Raw genomic sequence first — 14923 nt, 5'->3', positions numbered from 1 at the left:
GGCGGGCTAGGGCTACTTGTCGGTAAAGCCCCTTAATGCGGAATTGTTGCTAGGTTCGGACGCGTCAGAGACCATGCCTCGGGAGAGCGTCTGACGTCCGGCCAGGGCTGTGCCGCGCGCCGCCGACGCACCGCGGGGCGGCACGATGGAGATATATGCCGACCGGCCAGAGCAGCGACAGGTTCAGTGCGGCCAAGGTGCGTGACCTGCGCGGAGGGCTCACGGCGAGCGCGCTCGAACCGCTCGTGACCCCCGACTTCGTGGACCGGCACGCCCTCGTGGTCGACGGGCTGCGCGAGCGGCACGGGCCAGTCGCGGCGGTCGACCTGCTCGGCGTGCCCGTCTGGCTCGTGCTCGGCTACCGCGAGGTCCTCGACGTGCTGCACAACCGGAACCGGACGTGGAGCAAGGACATCCGGCACTGGCGGGCCAGGGCCGAGGGACGCGTCCCGCGCGACTGGCCGCTGCTCGTGCCGCATGAATCCGACGGCGTCCTGTTCCAGGAGGGCGCCCGGCACAGCGAGCGGCGCGGCGCCTGGCTCGCCGCGCTGCCGCCCTTCCAGGACGCCACCCACCAGCACGCCCGCGACCTCCAGGAACGCTGCCGAGGCTATGCCGACGAGCTCGTCGACCTCTTCGCCGACGGCGCGACGACCGGCGACGTCGACCTCGCCGCCCAGTACGCGCGCCCGCTGATGCTGATGCTCTGCCAGGAGATGATCGGCGTCGAGTCCGTCACCGAGGAACTGCTCCTCGACGTGTGGCGCACCATGGACATGGGACCCGACTCCGCCGCCGCGCTCGGCCGCGTCACCGCGCAGGTCACCGCGGCGGTCGCGGCCAAGCGGTCCGCGCCCGGCGACGACCTGCCGTCCCTGATGATCGAGGCGGCGGGCCCGAGCCTCACCGACGAGCAGATCGCCGGGGACATGACCGCGCTGGTCATCCATCTCGGCGACATGGCCGCCGCGCTCGTCTGCACCACGGTGCTCGAGGTCGTCAGCGGCGACTCAGGCGCGCGGGCCGCGCTCGCGGGCGGGCTCGTCCGCGAGGCGGTGAACCGGGCGATCCTCGCGGAACCGCCCAACTCCCACCTCAGCCTGCGTTACGCGACCGCCGACACCGTGCTCGGCGGCGTCACCGTCGCGGCCGGGGACCCGGTGCTGCTGTCGGTGAGCGGCGCGCACCGCGACCCGTCGTTCGCCGGGGCGCGCCAGCCGTCCGGCGTGTTCAGCTCGCGCGCGCACCTCGCCTGGGGCGCGGGCGCGCACCGCTGCCCTGGCGCGGACCTCGCGATGACCCTCGTGACGATCGCCGTCGAGCGGCTCTTCGACCGCCTCGCCGCGCTGGAACTCGCCGTCCCGCCCGAGGAGCTGCCGTGGCGGCGCTCCCCGGCCGTCCGGGCGCTGCACGCGCTGCCCGTCAGGTTCCGGCTGCACCCGACCGCACCGGCCGCGCCGCGCGCCGAGCCCGTCGCCGAGGAGACGCCCGCCGAGCGCAAGCCGCGGCGTTCGGTGAGCCGCGGCCTGCTCGGCAGGCTCGTCCGCGCGATGCGCCGCGACACCCCGGATTGACCCCGCCGCTCCCTTTGCCCAGGCTCGACCCGCGCCCCACCCGGCAGGGGTAGGCGTTCAGGGAGAGCCGAGGGAGTGCCGCATGCCACCGACCACGAGCCGCCCCGGGCGCGGAGGCTGACGGGTGCTCGGCCTCGAACTCGTCGTCGCGCTCGGCTTCGCCGTCCTTGTCTGCTCGGCGGCCGCCGACCGGCTCGGCGTCGCCCCGCCGATCGTGCTGCTGCTCGGCGGGATCGCGCTCGGCTTCGTCCCCGCGCTGCGGGACGTGCGGCTGCCGCCTGAAGCCGTGCTGCTGCTGTTCCTGCCCGCGCTGCTGTACTGGGAGAGCCTGACGACGTCGCCCCGCGAGATCCGCAGGTATCTCCGGGGCATCGTGCTGATGAGCACGGTCCTGGTCATCGTCACCGCGGGGGCGGTCGCGGTCGTCGCGCACGGGTTCGGGCTGCCGTGGGGGCCCGCCTGGGTGCTCGGCGCGGCGGTCGCGCCGACCGACGCCACGGCGGTGGGCGCGCTCGCCCGCATCCTGCCGCGCAGGTACATGACGGCGTTGCGCGCCGAAAGCCTCATCAACGACGGGACGGCCCTCGTCGTCTACGGGCTCGCCGTAGGGATCACTGTGGGGGAGGAGAGCCTTAGCACGGCCCACGTGAGCTGGCTTTTCCTCGTCTCCTACGTCGGCGGCGTGCTCGTCGGGATCGTGACGGCCAAGGTCGGCGTGCAGGTCCGGGCGCGGATCGCCGACGCGATCCTCGGCAGCGTGGCGATGCTGCTCGTCCCGTTCACCGCGTTCCTCGCGGCCGAGCTCGTCGGGGCGTCGGGGGTGCTCGCGGTCGTGGTGTGCGGGCTGATCATGAGCCAGGCGGGACCGCATGTGGGGCGGGCGGCCACCCGGCTCCAGACCGTGGCGTTCTACTCGCTCGCGGCGTTCGTCCTGAACGCAGCGCTCTTCGTGCTGATCGGAGTTGAGGCGCAGACCGTCGTCCGCGCGCTGGACGCGGCCGACCTCGCGCGCGGGCTCGTCCTGATCGGCGTGGTGTGCGCGGTCCTCGTCGCGGTGCGGGTGGTGTTCATCTTCGCCGTGTCGTATCTGATCAGGCTTCTGGACCGCCGTCCGCAGCAGCATGAGCTGCGGATCAGCGACCGGGCCCGGATCGTCAGCGGGGTCGCGGGGTTCAGGGGTGCGGTGTCCCTCGCGGCGGCGATGGCGATCCCGATGATGGTCGCCTCCGGCGCGCCCTTTCCCGGACGGAGTCTGATCGTCTTCGTGACCTTCGGGGTCATCGTCGTCACGGTGCTCGTGCAGGGGCTGCTGCTGCCCGCGGTCGTCCGCTGGGCGAGGTTCCCCGAGGACCTGGCCGTGGGGGAGGAACGCCGTCTTGCCGAGACCCTCTCGGTCTCCGAGGCGCTCGACGCGCTCCCGCATCTCGTCGCGGACCTGCGCACCAGCCCCGAGGTCGCCGAACGGCTCCGCCTCGAATACGAGACCCACCTCGCCGTCCTCAACGCCGACGGCGAGGAGGCCGACACCGCCCTGCGCCGCAAGCGCGACGACACGGCCCTCCGTCTCGCCCTCGTCTCCTGCAAACGCGCCACGGTCCTGCGCCTCCGCGACGAACGCCGCATTGACGACACGGTCCTCCGCCAGATCCAGTCCCTCCTCGACATCGAGGAACTCCGCCTGACCCCCCACCCCCTCTCGGACTGACCCCGCCACCGGGAACCTCCCGCACCCGACCTATGTCCGTTACATGTAGGTTTGCACGTCTGTGTCTGGCTTATCTAGAAGAGGCGTTCTTGGCTGAGGAGTTCCCCGACTTCTTCGGGTACATGATCTTGCTGTTCGTCCTGATCGGGCTGTCGATCGCCGGTGGCGGCGTCAAGCAGTTGGTCGGCGGCCGTGCGTTCGCGCGCAGGGCACGGCGGGCCGAGGGGGTCGTCACCGACGTGCGGACCCGGTTCACCGGCAGCGGGCGCACCTTCGGCGCGGAGCAGCGGCCCGTCGTGCGGTTCACGACCGACGAGGGGCGCGAGATCACCGTCGAGGCGGCCGAGCCGTCGGACGCGGGGGTCGGCAGCGACGTCACGGTGTTCTACGACCCGGCGAAGCCCACGGCCGTGCGGGTGAACGCACCGGCAGTCTCCGGGTTCGGGCCGATCCTCTCCGGACTTGCGTTCGCGGGGATCTGCGCCGCGATCTTCGTCGGGTCCGGCTTCCTGTCGATCTTCGGGGTGGACGCGGGGTCGGGCGACTGCACCTACGCGGACCAGGGGTCGGTCGGCTGCTCGGTCAGCGACGATTGGTGACGGCGCGGCACAGGATGCCAAGCTCGTCGGCGACCGAGTCGAGGGGGGCGGAGGAGCGCTGGGCCTGGGCCATGACCAGGGCGCCTTCGAGGCCGCCGATGACGAGGACGGCGACGGATTCGGCGCGCTCCCTGTCCGCGCCGTCGGCGACGAGTTTGTCGGCGATCAGCGCGCACCAGGCGGCGAAGGTCTCGCCCGCGACGTCGCGGGCCGTCCGCTCGGTGCCGAGCGCCGCCGCGACGATCGGGCAGCCGACCTCGTAGTCGCCGGCCTCGAGGCCGCGCCGCCACACGTCGACCAGGGCGCGTAGCGCGGCCGGGGTGTCCGAGGCGGCGAAGACACGGGCGACGGCTCCGCCGAGGTAGGCGGCGGCGCTGCGGGTCGCGTCCTCGATCAGCTGGGCGCGGCCCCCGGGGAAGTGGTGGTAGACCGAGCCGCGTGGCGCGCCGCTGTCGGCGAGGACGTCGGCGAACGACGTCGCGGCGACGCCCTGGCGGCGGATCATCCCGATCGCGCTCTGGATCATCGCGGCCCTCGGCCCTTCCGGGTCCTTCTGGCGCGGCATCGGAGGCCCCCTCGGGGTCGGACGTATTCCTATGTATGGTTACATACATAGGAATACACCTCTTCCCCCTGAGGAGCCAACCGTGACCCTTCACCCGTTCGACGAGGCGGTAGCCCTCACCCCCACGGCCGACGGAGGCTTCCAGGGCAAGACGGCCCCGGCGTACGCGAACATGGTGGGTCCGTTCGGCGGCGTCACGGCCGCGACGCTGTTGCGCGCGGTCGAGTCGCACCCCGAGCGGCTGGGCGATCCGCTTTCGCTGACCGTCAACTTCGCGGGCCCCGTCGCGGACGGCGACTTCACGATCAGCGCGCGGCCCGTCCGCACCAACCGCACGACCCAGCACTGGGTGATCGAGCTGACCCAGGGCGAGGCGGTCACCACCACCGCGACCGCCGTCTTCGGCATCCGCCGCGACACCTGGGGCGACGGCGAGGCCGTCATGCCCGTCGTCCCCGCGCCGGACGAGGTCGCCGTCTCCGGGTTCCCCGACTTCATCGCCTGGGCGCGCAACTACGAGCTGCGATTCATCGAAGGCGCGCTGCCCGAGAAGGAGGCCGAGCACCCGAGCTCGACCACCACGCTCTGGGTCCGCGACGCACCCGCCCGCCCGCTGGACTTCGCGTCACTGACGTCGCTGAGCGACATCTTCTACCCGCGCGTCTTCCTGCGCAGGGGCCGTTACATGGCGGCCGGGACGGTCTCCCTGACCGTCTACTTCCACGCCGACGCCGCCGAACTAGCCGCGCACGGCACCGACCACCTGCTGGGCAGCGCGCGCACCGCGCGCTTCTCCCGCGGCTACTTCGACCAGTCCGGCACCCTCTGGACCCCCACGGGCACGCTCCTGGCGACCACCCACCAGATCGTCTACTTCAAGGACTGACCCGCGAAGAGCGAGGCGGCGTACTCGGCGGCGCTGCGGGCGGGGCGGGGGAGGAGCGACGCCAGGTCGGGCGTCTGGAGCTCCAGCGCGCCGGAGCGGGCGAGCGTCTCCAAGAAGGCGAACGCCCCGGGGGCCGGTGACGTGCGCGGGACGGCGGTCACCTCGCTTTCCGAAGCCGCCGAGAGGGCGGCGGCGAGTTCGGGATACGTCCACAGCGGGCCCGTCAGGTCGTAGGCGCGGCCCGCGTGCCCGTCGGAGGTGAGGACACGGACCGCCGCGTCGGCGAGATCGCGCCGGAACGCGGTGTTCAGCCCGCGCCCCTCGGTACCGTGCGGCAACTCCCCGGTCTTCACCGCCTCAAGCAGCGACGGGTTCAGAAACGCCTCGCTGTAGAACGGGTTGCGCAGAAACGTGAAAGCCAACTCGCTGTCTTCAATGAGCCTCTCCGTCGCGTAGTGCGCCTCGGTAAGCCCCGTCGCCTGAGTACCAGCCCCCAGGAAGCTCGTATAGACGATCGAGCCCACCCCCACCTCACGCGCCGCCTCCACAGCCGCCCGGTGCTGCGCGATCCGCCGCGCCCCATCCAGCTCCGGCGACGAGATCAACAACAGCCGGTCCGCGCCCGCGAACGCCGTGCGCAGCGAGGCGGGGTCGTCGTAGTCGCCGCGCCGGACCGTCACGCCGAGGTCGGCGGCCTTCGCCGGGTCGCGTACCGCCGCGACGACCTCCGCGCCGGGAGCCGCCGCGGCGAGCCCGTCCAGCACAAGCCGCCCAAGCGCACCCCCGGCCGCCGAAACAACGATCACGCTTCCCCCTCGAACTCCGGCTCCGCCGCCCGACGCGGCGCGCACGAAAGATCATCACCTTCCCTCCGGCGGCGCGCGCGTGTCAACGCGTTTTCCGCCCGGCCGTGCCTGGCGTCAGCGGTCGGCGGGGCCGCTGAGCAGGGGCAGCGGGGACGGCGGCTTGATCTCCTCGAGGTGCAGGAGCGTGGTGATGCGCTGCGCGCCGTGCAGGGACAGCCGGCTGAGGACGCGCTGCAGGTCGGCGACGTCGCGCGCCGCGACGACGACCACCATGTCGGTCTCGCCCGCGATGACGTCGGCGGCGACGATCTCGGGAATCGCCTTGAGCGCGTCGGTGAACGCCCGCTCGGCCTTCGGGGTGTGCCTGGCCAGGGTGATCATCACGTAGACCTTGAGGGGGAAGCCCGCCAGCGCCGGGTCGAGGTCGGCGCGGATGCGCCGGATGACGCCCGACTCCTTGAGCTTGCGGATCCGGTGCAGCGTCGCGGTGGGGGAGAGCCCGACGATCCTGGCGAGCTCCACGAGGGCGTGCCCACCGTGCCGACCGGAACCGCCCCGCTGCTCGCGGTGGGCGCGCTGATCTTCGCGGGAACGCTCCTGCCCTACTGGCTGTTCGCCTACGCCCAGGCATGGGTGGCCCCGGACCTCGCGGGCGCGTTCCTCAACATCGAGCCCGTCATCGGCTTCGGCATCGGCGTCGCCGCCTTCGGCGACCCTTTCGGCCCCCTCCAGATCACTGGCGTCCTCGCCGTAGCCCTCGGCCTCATCCTCACCGCACTCCCCCAGCCCCCAAACCCGATCCCCACCCCCGCCAAGCCACCTCTCCACCCCACCGCCATCCCCGAGCACCCCCACCAGCCGTCCGCAAGACAACCCACCCCCACCCCAACACCGACCCGCTGACCCCTCCGCACCCCGACACCCACGTGCGCGAAGCGGCCACGGTCATGGGCGCGACGCGGGTCCCCAGAGGGAGTCGGATCTGGTGAGGGTCTGCAAGAGGTCGTCCGCGCTGATGGCGTTGGTCGGGGCGCTCAGCCTGACGCTGCCCCGCTGCAACGCGTGGAGGTATTCGTGATGGCGGCCGTCCGACCGGTACCAGCCCTTGGCCACGTCGGCGCATTCGGTGGGCGTGCCGTCGGAGCGCGGGATCGGTGTCCTGGGGCATCCGGTGAGCGCGGTCCGGTGGGCCTGGAACTCCGCGCGGACGGCGGGGTCAGCGTCCGAAACGTACGTCATGCGGAAACCGCCGCCCTCCATCGGCTCCGCGGACGTCTCCAGCGCGGTGAATCCGGGAATCTTGGCCCGGAAGATGTAATCGGGATCCACGCCCTGGTCGACGAGCCGCCGCACCGTCGCGTCGTCCATCGCGGGAGCCTTACATCCCGAGACGCACAGTGCGACGCCCAGGACAACAGCCATGATCCGCAGCATCACGCGGCGACCTTACAGCAGAAATCGCGATCTGTGCCGTTTGCTGAGCATGTTGTGGATGGCCCTGTGGCGGGGCGGTGGGTGAGGGGGTGGTTACGCTGGGGGGATGAGAGCTGCCCTGTTTGATGTGGACGGCACGTTGACCGATACGACTTACCATCATGTGCTTGCTTGGTGGGAGGCGTTTGCGCAGGGTGGGCATCGGGTTTCGGCCGCTGACGTGCATCATGCGATCGGGCTTCCGTCGGGGGCGTTGCTTGATCGGCTTCTGCCCGGGCGTGATCGGGATGATGACGGGACCGTGCTTGGCGCGCATGGGACTTTGTTCGCTGCTTATCGTTCGCGGATTAGCGCGCTTGAGGGTGCGGGGGAGTTGTTGCGGGCGTGCAAGGAACGCGGCATGACCGTCGTGCTGGCGACGTCGGCCGATCCGCGTGAGCTGGCGATCCTGCGCGGGGCGCTCGACGCCGTCGGTGCGCTTGAGGCCGTGGACGCCATCACGTCGACCGAGGACGTCGAGCACGGCAAGCCCGCGCCCGATCTCGTGCGTCGTGCGCTCGACCTTGCCGGGGCCGGCGCGTCGGAGGCGTTCTTCGTCGGCGACAGTGTGTGGGACATGCAGGCGGCCGAGGCGGCGGGGGTGAAGCCCGTCGGCGTCCTGACCGGCGGAATCCCCGGTGAGGCGCTGCTCCAGGCGGGCGCGGTGCACATCTCACCGACCCTCGCCGACCTCAGGGACTCCCTCCCGACGCTCGACTGAGCCCGCCCGCCCCGCACCGGAATCGTATACATTATTCCCTCCACCGGAGGTGGGCGTCCCGGCGACGGACGCGGCGGCAGGCGGGAGCGGCGATGTTCATGATGCGGTTCGACATGCGGGCGCCCAAGACGGGAGCACCGGCCCCCGAGCTGTACGCGGCGGCGCTGGACATGGCCGAATGGGCGGAACGGCACGGCTGTATGAGCGTCATGGTGTCCGAGCATCACGCCGCCGAAGACGGGTTCCTGCCTTCCCCTGTCGTCATGGCCAGCGCCCTGGCCGCCCGGACGAAGACGCTGCCCATCACCGTCGCGGTCGTGATCCTGCCGCTGTGCGACCCGATCCGGCTCGCCGAGGAGATGGCCGTCCTCGACGTCATCAGCCGCGGCCGCGTCATGTACGTCGCCGCGATCGGCTACCGCGAGGAGGAGTACGCCATGTACGGCGTCGACTTCCGCAGGCGCGGCAAGATCGCCGAGGAGAAGCTTGGCGTGCTCCTCAAGGCCAAGACGGGCGAGCCGTTCACCTACGAGGGACGCCGCGTGCACGTCACCCCCGCGCCCGTCACGCCGGGCGGGCCGATGGTCGCGTGGGGCGGCAGCAGCCTCGCCGCCGCCCGCCGCGCGGGAAGGCACGGCATCGGGTTCTTCGCGCAGAGCGGCGAACCGGAACTCGGCGACGCCTACCGCGAGGCGGCCCGCTCGGCCGGGCACAAACCCGGCATGTGCCTCCTCATGCCGACCGAGACGCCGACGACTGTCTTCGTCGCCGAGGACGTCGACCGCGCGTGGGACGAACTCGGCCCCTACCTCATGCACGACGTGCGCACCTACGCCGCATGGAACGAGGGAGCCGTCACCACCGCGAGCATCTCGTTCGCCCGGACCGCCGAGGAGCTGCGCGCGGAGAACCGCAGCCACCGCATCCTCACCGTGGACGAGGCGGTCGAGCTCGTCAGGGGCGGCACGCTGCTCGCGCTGCACCCGCTGCTCGGCGGCCTCCCGCCGGAGACCGCCTGGCCCTACCTGCGCACCGTCGCCGACAAGGTGCTGCCCGCCCTGGCCTGATGGCCCGTCCGTACCCCCGCAGTTCACCTTCTGGCCTTATGCTCGCGACGGCATCGGCGCCGAACACGGGGAGACCGGACAGTGATCAGTGTGGTGGGCGAGGCGCTCATCGACGTGCTCGCGACGGACGGCGCGCCGCCCGTCGTCCGGCCGGGCGGCAGCCCCCTGAACGTGGCGGTCGGCCTCGGCAGGCAGGGCGTGCCCGTCGCGCTGCTGACCAGGTTCGGCGCGGACCCCGACGGCGACGTCCTCGCCGCGCACCTGCGCGACAGCGGCGTCGACCTCGTCGGCGACCCGCGCGACGACCTCCCGACGAGCACGGCGACCGCCCGGCTCGACCCGTCGGGCACCGCCGAGTACACCTTCCGCCTCGACTGGCGCATCCCCGACGAGCCGCTGCCCGAGACGACCACGTGTCTGCACACCGGGTCCCTCGCCGCGTGCCTCGCGCCCGGCGCGGACCGTGTCCTCGACCTGCTGCGCGAGTGGCACGGCAGGGCCGTCATCTCCTACGACCCGAACATCCGCCCGTCGCTCATGGGCGACCCCGCCGCGGCCCGCCAGCGCGTCGACGAGTGCGCGGCGCTGGCCGACGTCGTCAAGGCCAGCGCCGACGACATCGCCTGGCTGCACCCGGAACTGCCGGTCGACCAGGTCGCCGCCGGATGGCTCACCCTCGGCCCGTCCCTCGTCGTGGTGACGCGCGGCGCGAAGGGCGCGACCGGCTACCTCGCCGACGGAACAGTCCCGCAGGCCGCCGTTCCCGTCGAGGTCGTGGACACCGTCGGCGCGGGTGACGCGTTCACCTCGGGCCTGCTCACCGGCCTGCACGCCCGCGACCTCCTCACCCGCGAGGCCCTCGGCTCCCTCACCCCCTTCCAGCTCGCCCCCGCCCTGGCCGACGCGGCCGCGAGCGCCGCCGCCACCTGTGCCCGCCCCGGCGCGGACCCGCCCCACCCGTCGCGCTGACGGACAGGAGCCCCATGACCTCGGCCCACAAGGACCGCGACATCGTGCCGTTCGGCGAGGCGGTCCGGACCTGGTTCGCGATCTCGTTGCAGACGTTCGGCGGGCCCGCCGGACAGATCGCCGTCATGCAGCGCGCGCTTGTGGAGGACAAGCGGTGGATCGGGCAGCAGCGGTTCAACCATGCGCTGTCGTACTGCATGGTGCTGCCCGGGCCCGAGGCGCAGCAGCTCGCCGTGTACACCGGTTGGCTTCTGAACGGGACGCGCGGCGGGCTCGTCGCGGGCGTCCTTTTTGTCCTGCCGGGTGTGGTGTCGCTGCTCGCGCTTTCCGTCCTTTATGTCGGGTGGGGTGAGACGGCCTTCGTCGCCGGGCTGTTCGCGGGGCTCGCGCCCGCCGTGCTGGCGATCGTGGCGCAGGCCGTCGTCCGGGTGGGGCGGCGGTCGCTGACCGGGCCCGCGCTCGTCGCGCTCGCCGTCGGCGCGTTCCTCGCGCTCGCGGTGTTCGCCGTGCCGTTCCCGCTCGTCATCGTCGGCGCCGCCGTCACCGGGTGGCTGCTGGGCAGGGCTCGGCCCGCGCTCATGCGCGAGGAACCGGCCGACGGGCCCGAACCGCTCGTCTCGGACGCGATCCTCCACCACGAGCCGCCGTCGCTCGGCAGGTCGGGCCGTGTCCTCGGGATCGGGCTGCTGGTGTGGGCCGCCCCCGTCGTCGCCGTCGCGGTGTTCACCGGGGTCGGCGGCGTGCTCACCACCCAGGGCGTGTACTTCTCCGGGATGGCGCTGGTCACCTTCGGCGGCGCCTACGCCGCGTTGTCTTACGTCGCGCAGGCGGCCGTGCAGACGTACGGCTGGCTCGGGCCGCAGGAGATGGTCCGTGGCCTCGCGCTCGCCGAGACGACCCCGGGGCCGCTCATCATGGTCGTCCAGTTCGTCGCGTTCCTCGGGGCCTACCGCGACCCGGGCGGCCTCGACCCCTGGGCGGCGGCCCTGCTCGGCGCGCTCCTCACCAGCTGGGTCACGTTCGTGCCCTGCTTCCTGTTCATCTTCCTCGGCGCTCCTTACGTCGAGCGCCTGCGCGGCAACGCGACGATCGCCGCGGCGCTCGGCGGCATCACCGCGGCTGTCGTCGGGGTGATCGCCAACCTCGGCTTCTACTTCGCGCTGCACACGCTGTTCGCCGAGACGTTCCCGCTGTCCTGGGGACCCGTCCAGGCCACGTTGCCGGACCTTTCGAGCGTGCGGTACCTGCCGCTCGGGCTCGCGGCGCTCGCGGCCGTCATGGTCTTCCGGCTCAACTGGGGCATACCGCGCGTGCTGCTCGTCAGCGCGGGGCTCGGGCTCGCCGCGACGGCCGTCGGACTCGGCTGATCAGGTCTGCAGGGCGAGGACGTCGCGGAGCGCGGTGAGCTCGGTGCGCCAGTCGGCGGGGGAGTGCAGCGGGGCGAGGACGAACTTGGAGAAACCGGCCTCGATGTAGCGGGTGAGGGTGCCGTCGAGCGCGTCGAGTGACGGGACGAGGGCGGCGAGGTCGGCGTCGGACAGGCCGGGACGCGGGACGCGCAGGGCGGCGGGCGCGTCGCCGTGCCGGTAGGCGACGGTGACGCCGAAGTGCTCGGGGTCGATCGAGCGGCCGTGCTCGGCGGCGGTCCGTTCGATGAGCAGACGCCCGCGTTCGGCCTCGGCGGGGGTCACGAAGGCGGCGAGCCAGCCGTCGGCAAGGCGTCCCGCGCGGCGCAGTTCGGCGTCGGCGGTGCCGCCCATCCACACGTCGAACGCGCCGCGCACGGGCGTCGGCCGGACGGCGACCCCGTCGAAGCTGAAGCGTGGCCCGTCGTGGGTGACGCGTTCGCCCGACCAGAACCTGCGCAGCAGCGGAAGCAGCTCCTCGAACAGCGCCACCCGCTCGCCGCGCGCCACCCCGAACGCCTGGTGCTCGGCGTCGAGCCGCTGGCCGAGGCCGAACGCGGGGAGGAGCCGTCCGCCGGACAGGTGGTCGAGCGTCGCGAGCTGCTGGGCGAGCAGCGCGGGCTGCCGTCCCGGCAGCGTCATCACGGCGGTGCCGAGCTTGATCCGTTCGGTGACCGCGCCCGCGTGCGCAAGCAGCGCGACGGGATCGCCGCCGGGGCCGGTCGCGCGCTCGGTCACCCACAGGGAGTCGAACCCAAGCTCCTCGAGGCTCCGGCACAGGCCGGTGAAGTCGTCACGCTCGGGCTCGCGAGCCCCCGGCGCGTAGCCGATCCGGATTTTCACGCCTTGATGCTAACTCCGGGTGTTCTGTCCCCTCCAGGCTTCGCGCGTCGTCCGGCTCGAGGAACGGGTCGAGCAGGCCGGGCGCGGCCGCCGAAGCGAAGGCGACGGCTTCCCGCGCGTCGAGGTCGGGCACGGGATACGTGCCGTAGCCCGCCGCGGTCATCGCCGAGACCGTGGTGAGGCCGAGCCGCCGTTGCAGCACCGACTCGCGGAGCACGATCGTGCTGACGGCGTCGCGGCGCAGCGCGGACGTCGAACGGCTGAGCAGCCCCGACCGCGCCACGAGGTAGTCGCCCTCGATGCTGTGCCCTAGCGCGCGGTACGCGGCCAGCCCCAGCAGCAGCGAGACGGGCAGCAGCGCGAGCACGCCCCACAGGACGGCGACGGGGACCACGCCCGTGTGAAGTGGCCAGGCCAGCACGACGAGCGCCCCCGCGACCGGCCACGTGGCCCACCACAGACGGCGGCGCAGCGCCGCGCGCGGGTGCCGCGGAAGGTCGACCCCGAGCGGGTCAAGGCCGACGACCGTCGTGGACACCGCGCGGGCCGCCGAGACCGGGCCGCGCGGCAGGATTCTCGTGGGCTCCTCCATCGACCACAGGCCCAGGCCCGTGGTGATCACGTTGGTGTCGGCCATGCCCGTCCAGCGCCACAGCAGCGGCTCGCTGATCGTGATGCCGCGCGTGCGCGCCTCGTCCCGCCCGACCTCCCGGGTGGTGAACAGCCCGCGACGCGTCCGCAGCGTCATGCCCGCAGCGCCGCGCACCCGCGCGAGCTCGAACCCCCAGTTCCCGGTGAAGAACGCGACGGCCATGCCCACCGCGCCGACCACGCTCACCGCGGCGAGGCCGATCAGCGTCCGCGCGGCGGTCCCGCGCTCACCCCAGCCGAAGAGGTCGGCGGCCGTGCCGACGAGGTCGAGCCCGAAGTCGGCAGTGAACCAGTAGGCGCCCCACAGCAGGCCGCCGGCCATCACGTACGCCCAGACGCTGAAGATGTTGTAGACCACCCACCAGGGGCGGAACCGGGCGAGAACCAGGACGTCCGCCCTTTCCGCGCCGGTTTCGGGGGGTTCAGTTCTCGCGATGTGCGCGGCAGATCCTGGCTGGGTTTCAGCCGGAGCGTCGCTCTCCGCATCCGCCTGAGACAGGTCGGTTCCTTGCGGAGTCGCGGCCGGTTCGGTGTGTTCGTGCAGGAGGGCGGCGCGCAGGGCGACGGCGTCGGCCTTGGTCAGGGCGTCGAGGACGAACGCGGCCTGGCCCGCGCTGGTCTGCTGGCCCGCGCCGACCGTCACCACGCGGAGGCCCGCGATCCGGTGGCGCAGCTTCGCGTGCGAGTCGACGCTGCGGATCCGATCGCGCCGCACCGACCGGTAGGTCCGCACGAACACGCCGCTGCGCCGCTGCACCTCGTCGTCGGTGACCCGGTAGCGGGTGAACGTCCAGCGCAGCATGTCCGCGACCGCGCCGCCGACCCCGACGACCGCGATGAACGTCCACGGGCTGAACGACGTCACCTTCGCGCCGGTGAACAGCACCGCGACGACGCCCGGCGCGAGCGCGAGCAGCGTCTGGAGCAGGTCGACCCAGATCACCCGCGCGCTCAGCCGCAGCCAAGGCCCGTCCACGCTCATGTCGCGTCCCCCGGCGTGATCTCCGCGACGGCGGCGAGGCGCGCGGCGGCCTCCTGAGCGACGTCCTTGTCGAGCCCGCTGATCGAGATCGCGCCCGCCGACGAGGCAGTCGTCACCCGCAGCGTCGCGAGCCCGAGCAGCTGCTCGAGCGGCCCGCGCACCGCGTCGACGGTCTGCACCCGCGACGTCGGCGCGACCCGCCACTCCCGCACCACCCACCCCGTCACCGCGTACGTCGCCTGCTCGGTGATCTCCCACCGATGCACCCGATACCGCCACAACGGCTGCACCACCACCGAAACCACAAGCCCCACCCCCAGAACGACCCCCGGCCCCACGACCCAGGGCCGCGCCGCCTCCCACACCCCCCACACGACCCCGAGCACAACAAGCCCGATCCCCCACCCGAGGAACCCCCGCACCCCCCACAACACCATCGCCTTCCGCTCAACCCCCAACCGAGGCCCCCGCAACCTGACCCCTCCCCCGACCGCCCCGGAAACCCGGGCCGAATCCGGCGTCAGACGGCCTCCCACGCCTGCCCCGCCACCCGGCGACGGCAGACCGGAGGCCCGCGGAGCAGGCGGAGCACTGGACGCAGGGGGAGCAGGAGGGGCGGGGGATGCCGGGGGAGCGGAGGGTTCGGAGGAGGGAGGTGGAGGAGGGGCGGGGGTAG

At 72.7% G+C, this 14923-nt stretch carries 16 protein-coding genes; 9 read left to right on the top strand and 7 right to left on the bottom strand.

The genetic code is table 11. The features are described from left to right. The first annotated feature begins 155 nt into the window (after positions 1–155). The 3 genes from R9X44_RS13450 to R9X44_RS13440 all read left to right on the top strand — a co-directional run bounded on the left by R9X44_RS13450 (position 156) and on the right by R9X44_RS13440 (position 3878). The gene (locus tag R9X44_RS13450) at positions 156–1574 is read left to right on the top strand and encodes a cytochrome P450 (protein ID WP_319814445.1); all 1419 of its coding nucleotides are present in this window, start codon (positions 156–158) and stop codon (positions 1572–1574) included. A 124-nt stretch (positions 1575–1698) separates the two neighbouring features. Beyond that, complete coding sequence (locus R9X44_RS13445; protein WP_319814444.1) at positions 1699–3279, top strand: Na+/H+ antiporter; 1581 nt, start codon at positions 1699–1701, stop codon at positions 3277–3279. An 89-nt stretch (positions 3280–3368) separates the two neighbouring features. Further along, a complete protein-coding gene (locus R9X44_RS13440; protein ID WP_319814443.1) occupies positions 3369–3878 on the top strand; it encodes a DUF3592 domain-containing protein in 510 nt (169 codons plus the stop codon). Here R9X44_RS13440 and R9X44_RS13435 read toward each other — a convergent pair. Beyond that, positions 3862–4443: a TetR/AcrR family transcriptional regulator gene (locus R9X44_RS13435; RefSeq protein ID WP_319814442.1), complete on the bottom strand. Its 582-nt coding sequence runs from the start codon at positions 4441–4443 to the stop codon at positions 3862–3864. The genes R9X44_RS13440 and R9X44_RS13435 overlap by 17 nt on opposite strands. Before the next feature lie 82 nt (positions 4444–4525). Here R9X44_RS13435 and R9X44_RS13430 point away from each other — a divergent pair, with 82 nt between their 5' ends. Beyond that, positions 4526–5329, top strand: a complete 804-nt coding sequence (locus tag R9X44_RS13430; protein WP_319814441.1) for a thioesterase family protein — start codon at positions 4526–4528, stop codon at positions 5327–5329. Here the strand turns inward: R9X44_RS13430 and R9X44_RS13425 are convergent. Then, on the bottom strand, positions 5314–6135 hold the full coding sequence (locus R9X44_RS13425) for an NAD(P)H-binding protein (RefSeq protein ID WP_319814440.1): 822 nt from the start codon (positions 6133–6135) through the stop codon (positions 5314–5316). The genes R9X44_RS13430 and R9X44_RS13425 overlap by 16 nt on opposite strands. A 114-nt stretch (positions 6136–6249) precedes the next feature. Then, positions 6250–6657 carry an Lrp/AsnC family transcriptional regulator gene (locus R9X44_RS13420; protein WP_319814439.1) on the bottom strand — a complete coding sequence of 136 codons (408 nt, stop codon included), beginning with the start codon at positions 6655–6657 and terminating at the stop codon, positions 6250–6252. Between the two features lie 15 nt (positions 6658–6672). On the opposite strand from R9X44_RS13420, the gene R9X44_RS13415 reads away from it, so the two are divergent. Next, positions 6673–7038 carry an EamA family transporter gene (locus R9X44_RS13415; RefSeq protein ID WP_319814438.1) on the top strand — a complete coding sequence of 122 codons (366 nt, stop codon included), beginning with the start codon at positions 6673–6675 and terminating at the stop codon, positions 7036–7038. 42 nt (positions 7039–7080) lie between these two features. Here R9X44_RS13415 and R9X44_RS13410 read toward each other — a convergent pair whose 3' ends face one another. Beyond that, the gene (locus tag R9X44_RS13410) at positions 7081–7557 is read right to left on the bottom strand and encodes a hypothetical protein (RefSeq protein WP_319814437.1); all 477 of its coding nucleotides are present in this window, start codon (positions 7555–7557) and stop codon (positions 7081–7083) included. Between the two features lie 118 nt (positions 7558–7675). On the opposite strand from R9X44_RS13410, the gene R9X44_RS13405 reads away from it, so the two are divergent. The 4 genes from R9X44_RS13405 to chrA all read left to right on the top strand — a co-directional run bounded on the left by R9X44_RS13405 (position 7676) and on the right by chrA (position 11732). Continuing rightward, positions 7676–8329, top strand: coding sequence for an HAD family hydrolase (locus R9X44_RS13405; RefSeq protein ID WP_319814436.1), 654 nt, complete (start codon positions 7676–7678; stop codon positions 8327–8329). 92 nt (positions 8330–8421) lie between these two features. After that, positions 8422–9396 (top strand): LLM class flavin-dependent oxidoreductase, encoded by a 975-nt coding sequence (locus R9X44_RS13400; protein ID WP_319814435.1) that lies wholly within the window; start codon positions 8422–8424, stop codon positions 9394–9396. An 81-nt stretch (positions 9397–9477) separates the two neighbouring features. After that, positions 9478–10365, top strand: coding sequence for a carbohydrate kinase (locus R9X44_RS13395; protein WP_319814434.1), 888 nt, complete (start codon positions 9478–9480; stop codon positions 10363–10365). Between the two features lie 14 nt (positions 10366–10379). Then, entirely contained in the window at positions 10380–11732 is a 1353-nt protein-coding gene (gene chrA / locus R9X44_RS13390; RefSeq protein WP_319814433.1) for a chromate efflux transporter, read from the top strand. Here the strand turns inward: chrA and R9X44_RS13385 are convergent, their stop codons facing one another. From R9X44_RS13385 to R9X44_RS13375, 3 genes are read right to left on the bottom strand one after another with little or no spacing between them, the layout of a single operon-like run. After that, the gene (locus R9X44_RS13385) at positions 11733–12614 is read right to left on the bottom strand and encodes an LLM class flavin-dependent oxidoreductase (RefSeq protein WP_319814432.1); all 882 of its coding nucleotides are present in this window, start codon (positions 12612–12614) and stop codon (positions 11733–11735) included. Further along, positions 12565–14247 carry a PH domain-containing protein gene (locus tag R9X44_RS13380; RefSeq protein ID WP_319814431.1) on the bottom strand — a complete coding sequence of 561 codons (1683 nt, stop codon included), beginning with the start codon at positions 14245–14247 and terminating at the stop codon, positions 12565–12567. The genes R9X44_RS13385 and R9X44_RS13380 overlap by 50 nt, the downstream gene beginning before the upstream one ends. Further along, positions 14244–14669: a PH domain-containing protein gene (locus R9X44_RS13375; protein WP_319814430.1), complete on the bottom strand. Its 426-nt coding sequence runs from the start codon at positions 14667–14669 to the stop codon at positions 14244–14246. Before R9X44_RS13375 ends, R9X44_RS13380 begins: the two co-directional genes overlap by 4 nt. Positions 14670–14923 lie beyond the last annotated feature (254 nt).

Origin of the sequence: Actinocorallia sp. A-T 12471 (genome assembly GCF_033875155.1) — a bacterium.
Lineage (GTDB): Bacteria > Actinomycetota > Actinomycetes > Streptosporangiales > Streptosporangiaceae > Actinocorallia.
The sequence above is the reverse complement of the archived record's forward strand: the minus strand, read 5'-3'. Positions and strand labels throughout refer to the sequence as shown.

Coding starts and splice junctions, on each gene's coding strand:
- R9X44_RS13450 (WP_319814445.1), top strand. CDS start 156: ATGCCGACCGGCCAGAGCAGCGACAGGTTCAGTGCGGCCAAGGTGCGT.
- R9X44_RS13435 (WP_319814442.1), bottom strand. CDS start 4,443: ATGCCGCGCCAGAAGGACCCGGAAGGGCCGAGGGCCGCGATGATCCAG.
- R9X44_RS13410 (WP_319814437.1), bottom strand. CDS start 7,557: ATGGCTGTTGTCCTGGGCGTCGCACTGTGCGTCTCGGGATGTAAGGCT.
- R9X44_RS13405 (WP_319814436.1), top strand. CDS start 7,676: ATGAGAGCTGCCCTGTTTGATGTGGACGGCACGTTGACCGATACGACT.
- R9X44_RS13400 (WP_319814435.1), top strand. CDS start 8,422: ATGTTCATGATGCGGTTCGACATGCGGGCGCCCAAGACGGGAGCACCG.
- chrA (WP_319814433.1), top strand. CDS start 10,380: ATGACCTCGGCCCACAAGGACCGCGACATCGTGCCGTTCGGCGAGGCG.
- R9X44_RS13380 (WP_319814431.1), bottom strand. CDS start 14,247: ATGAGCGTGGACGGGCCTTGGCTGCGGCTGAGCGCGCGGGTGATCTGG.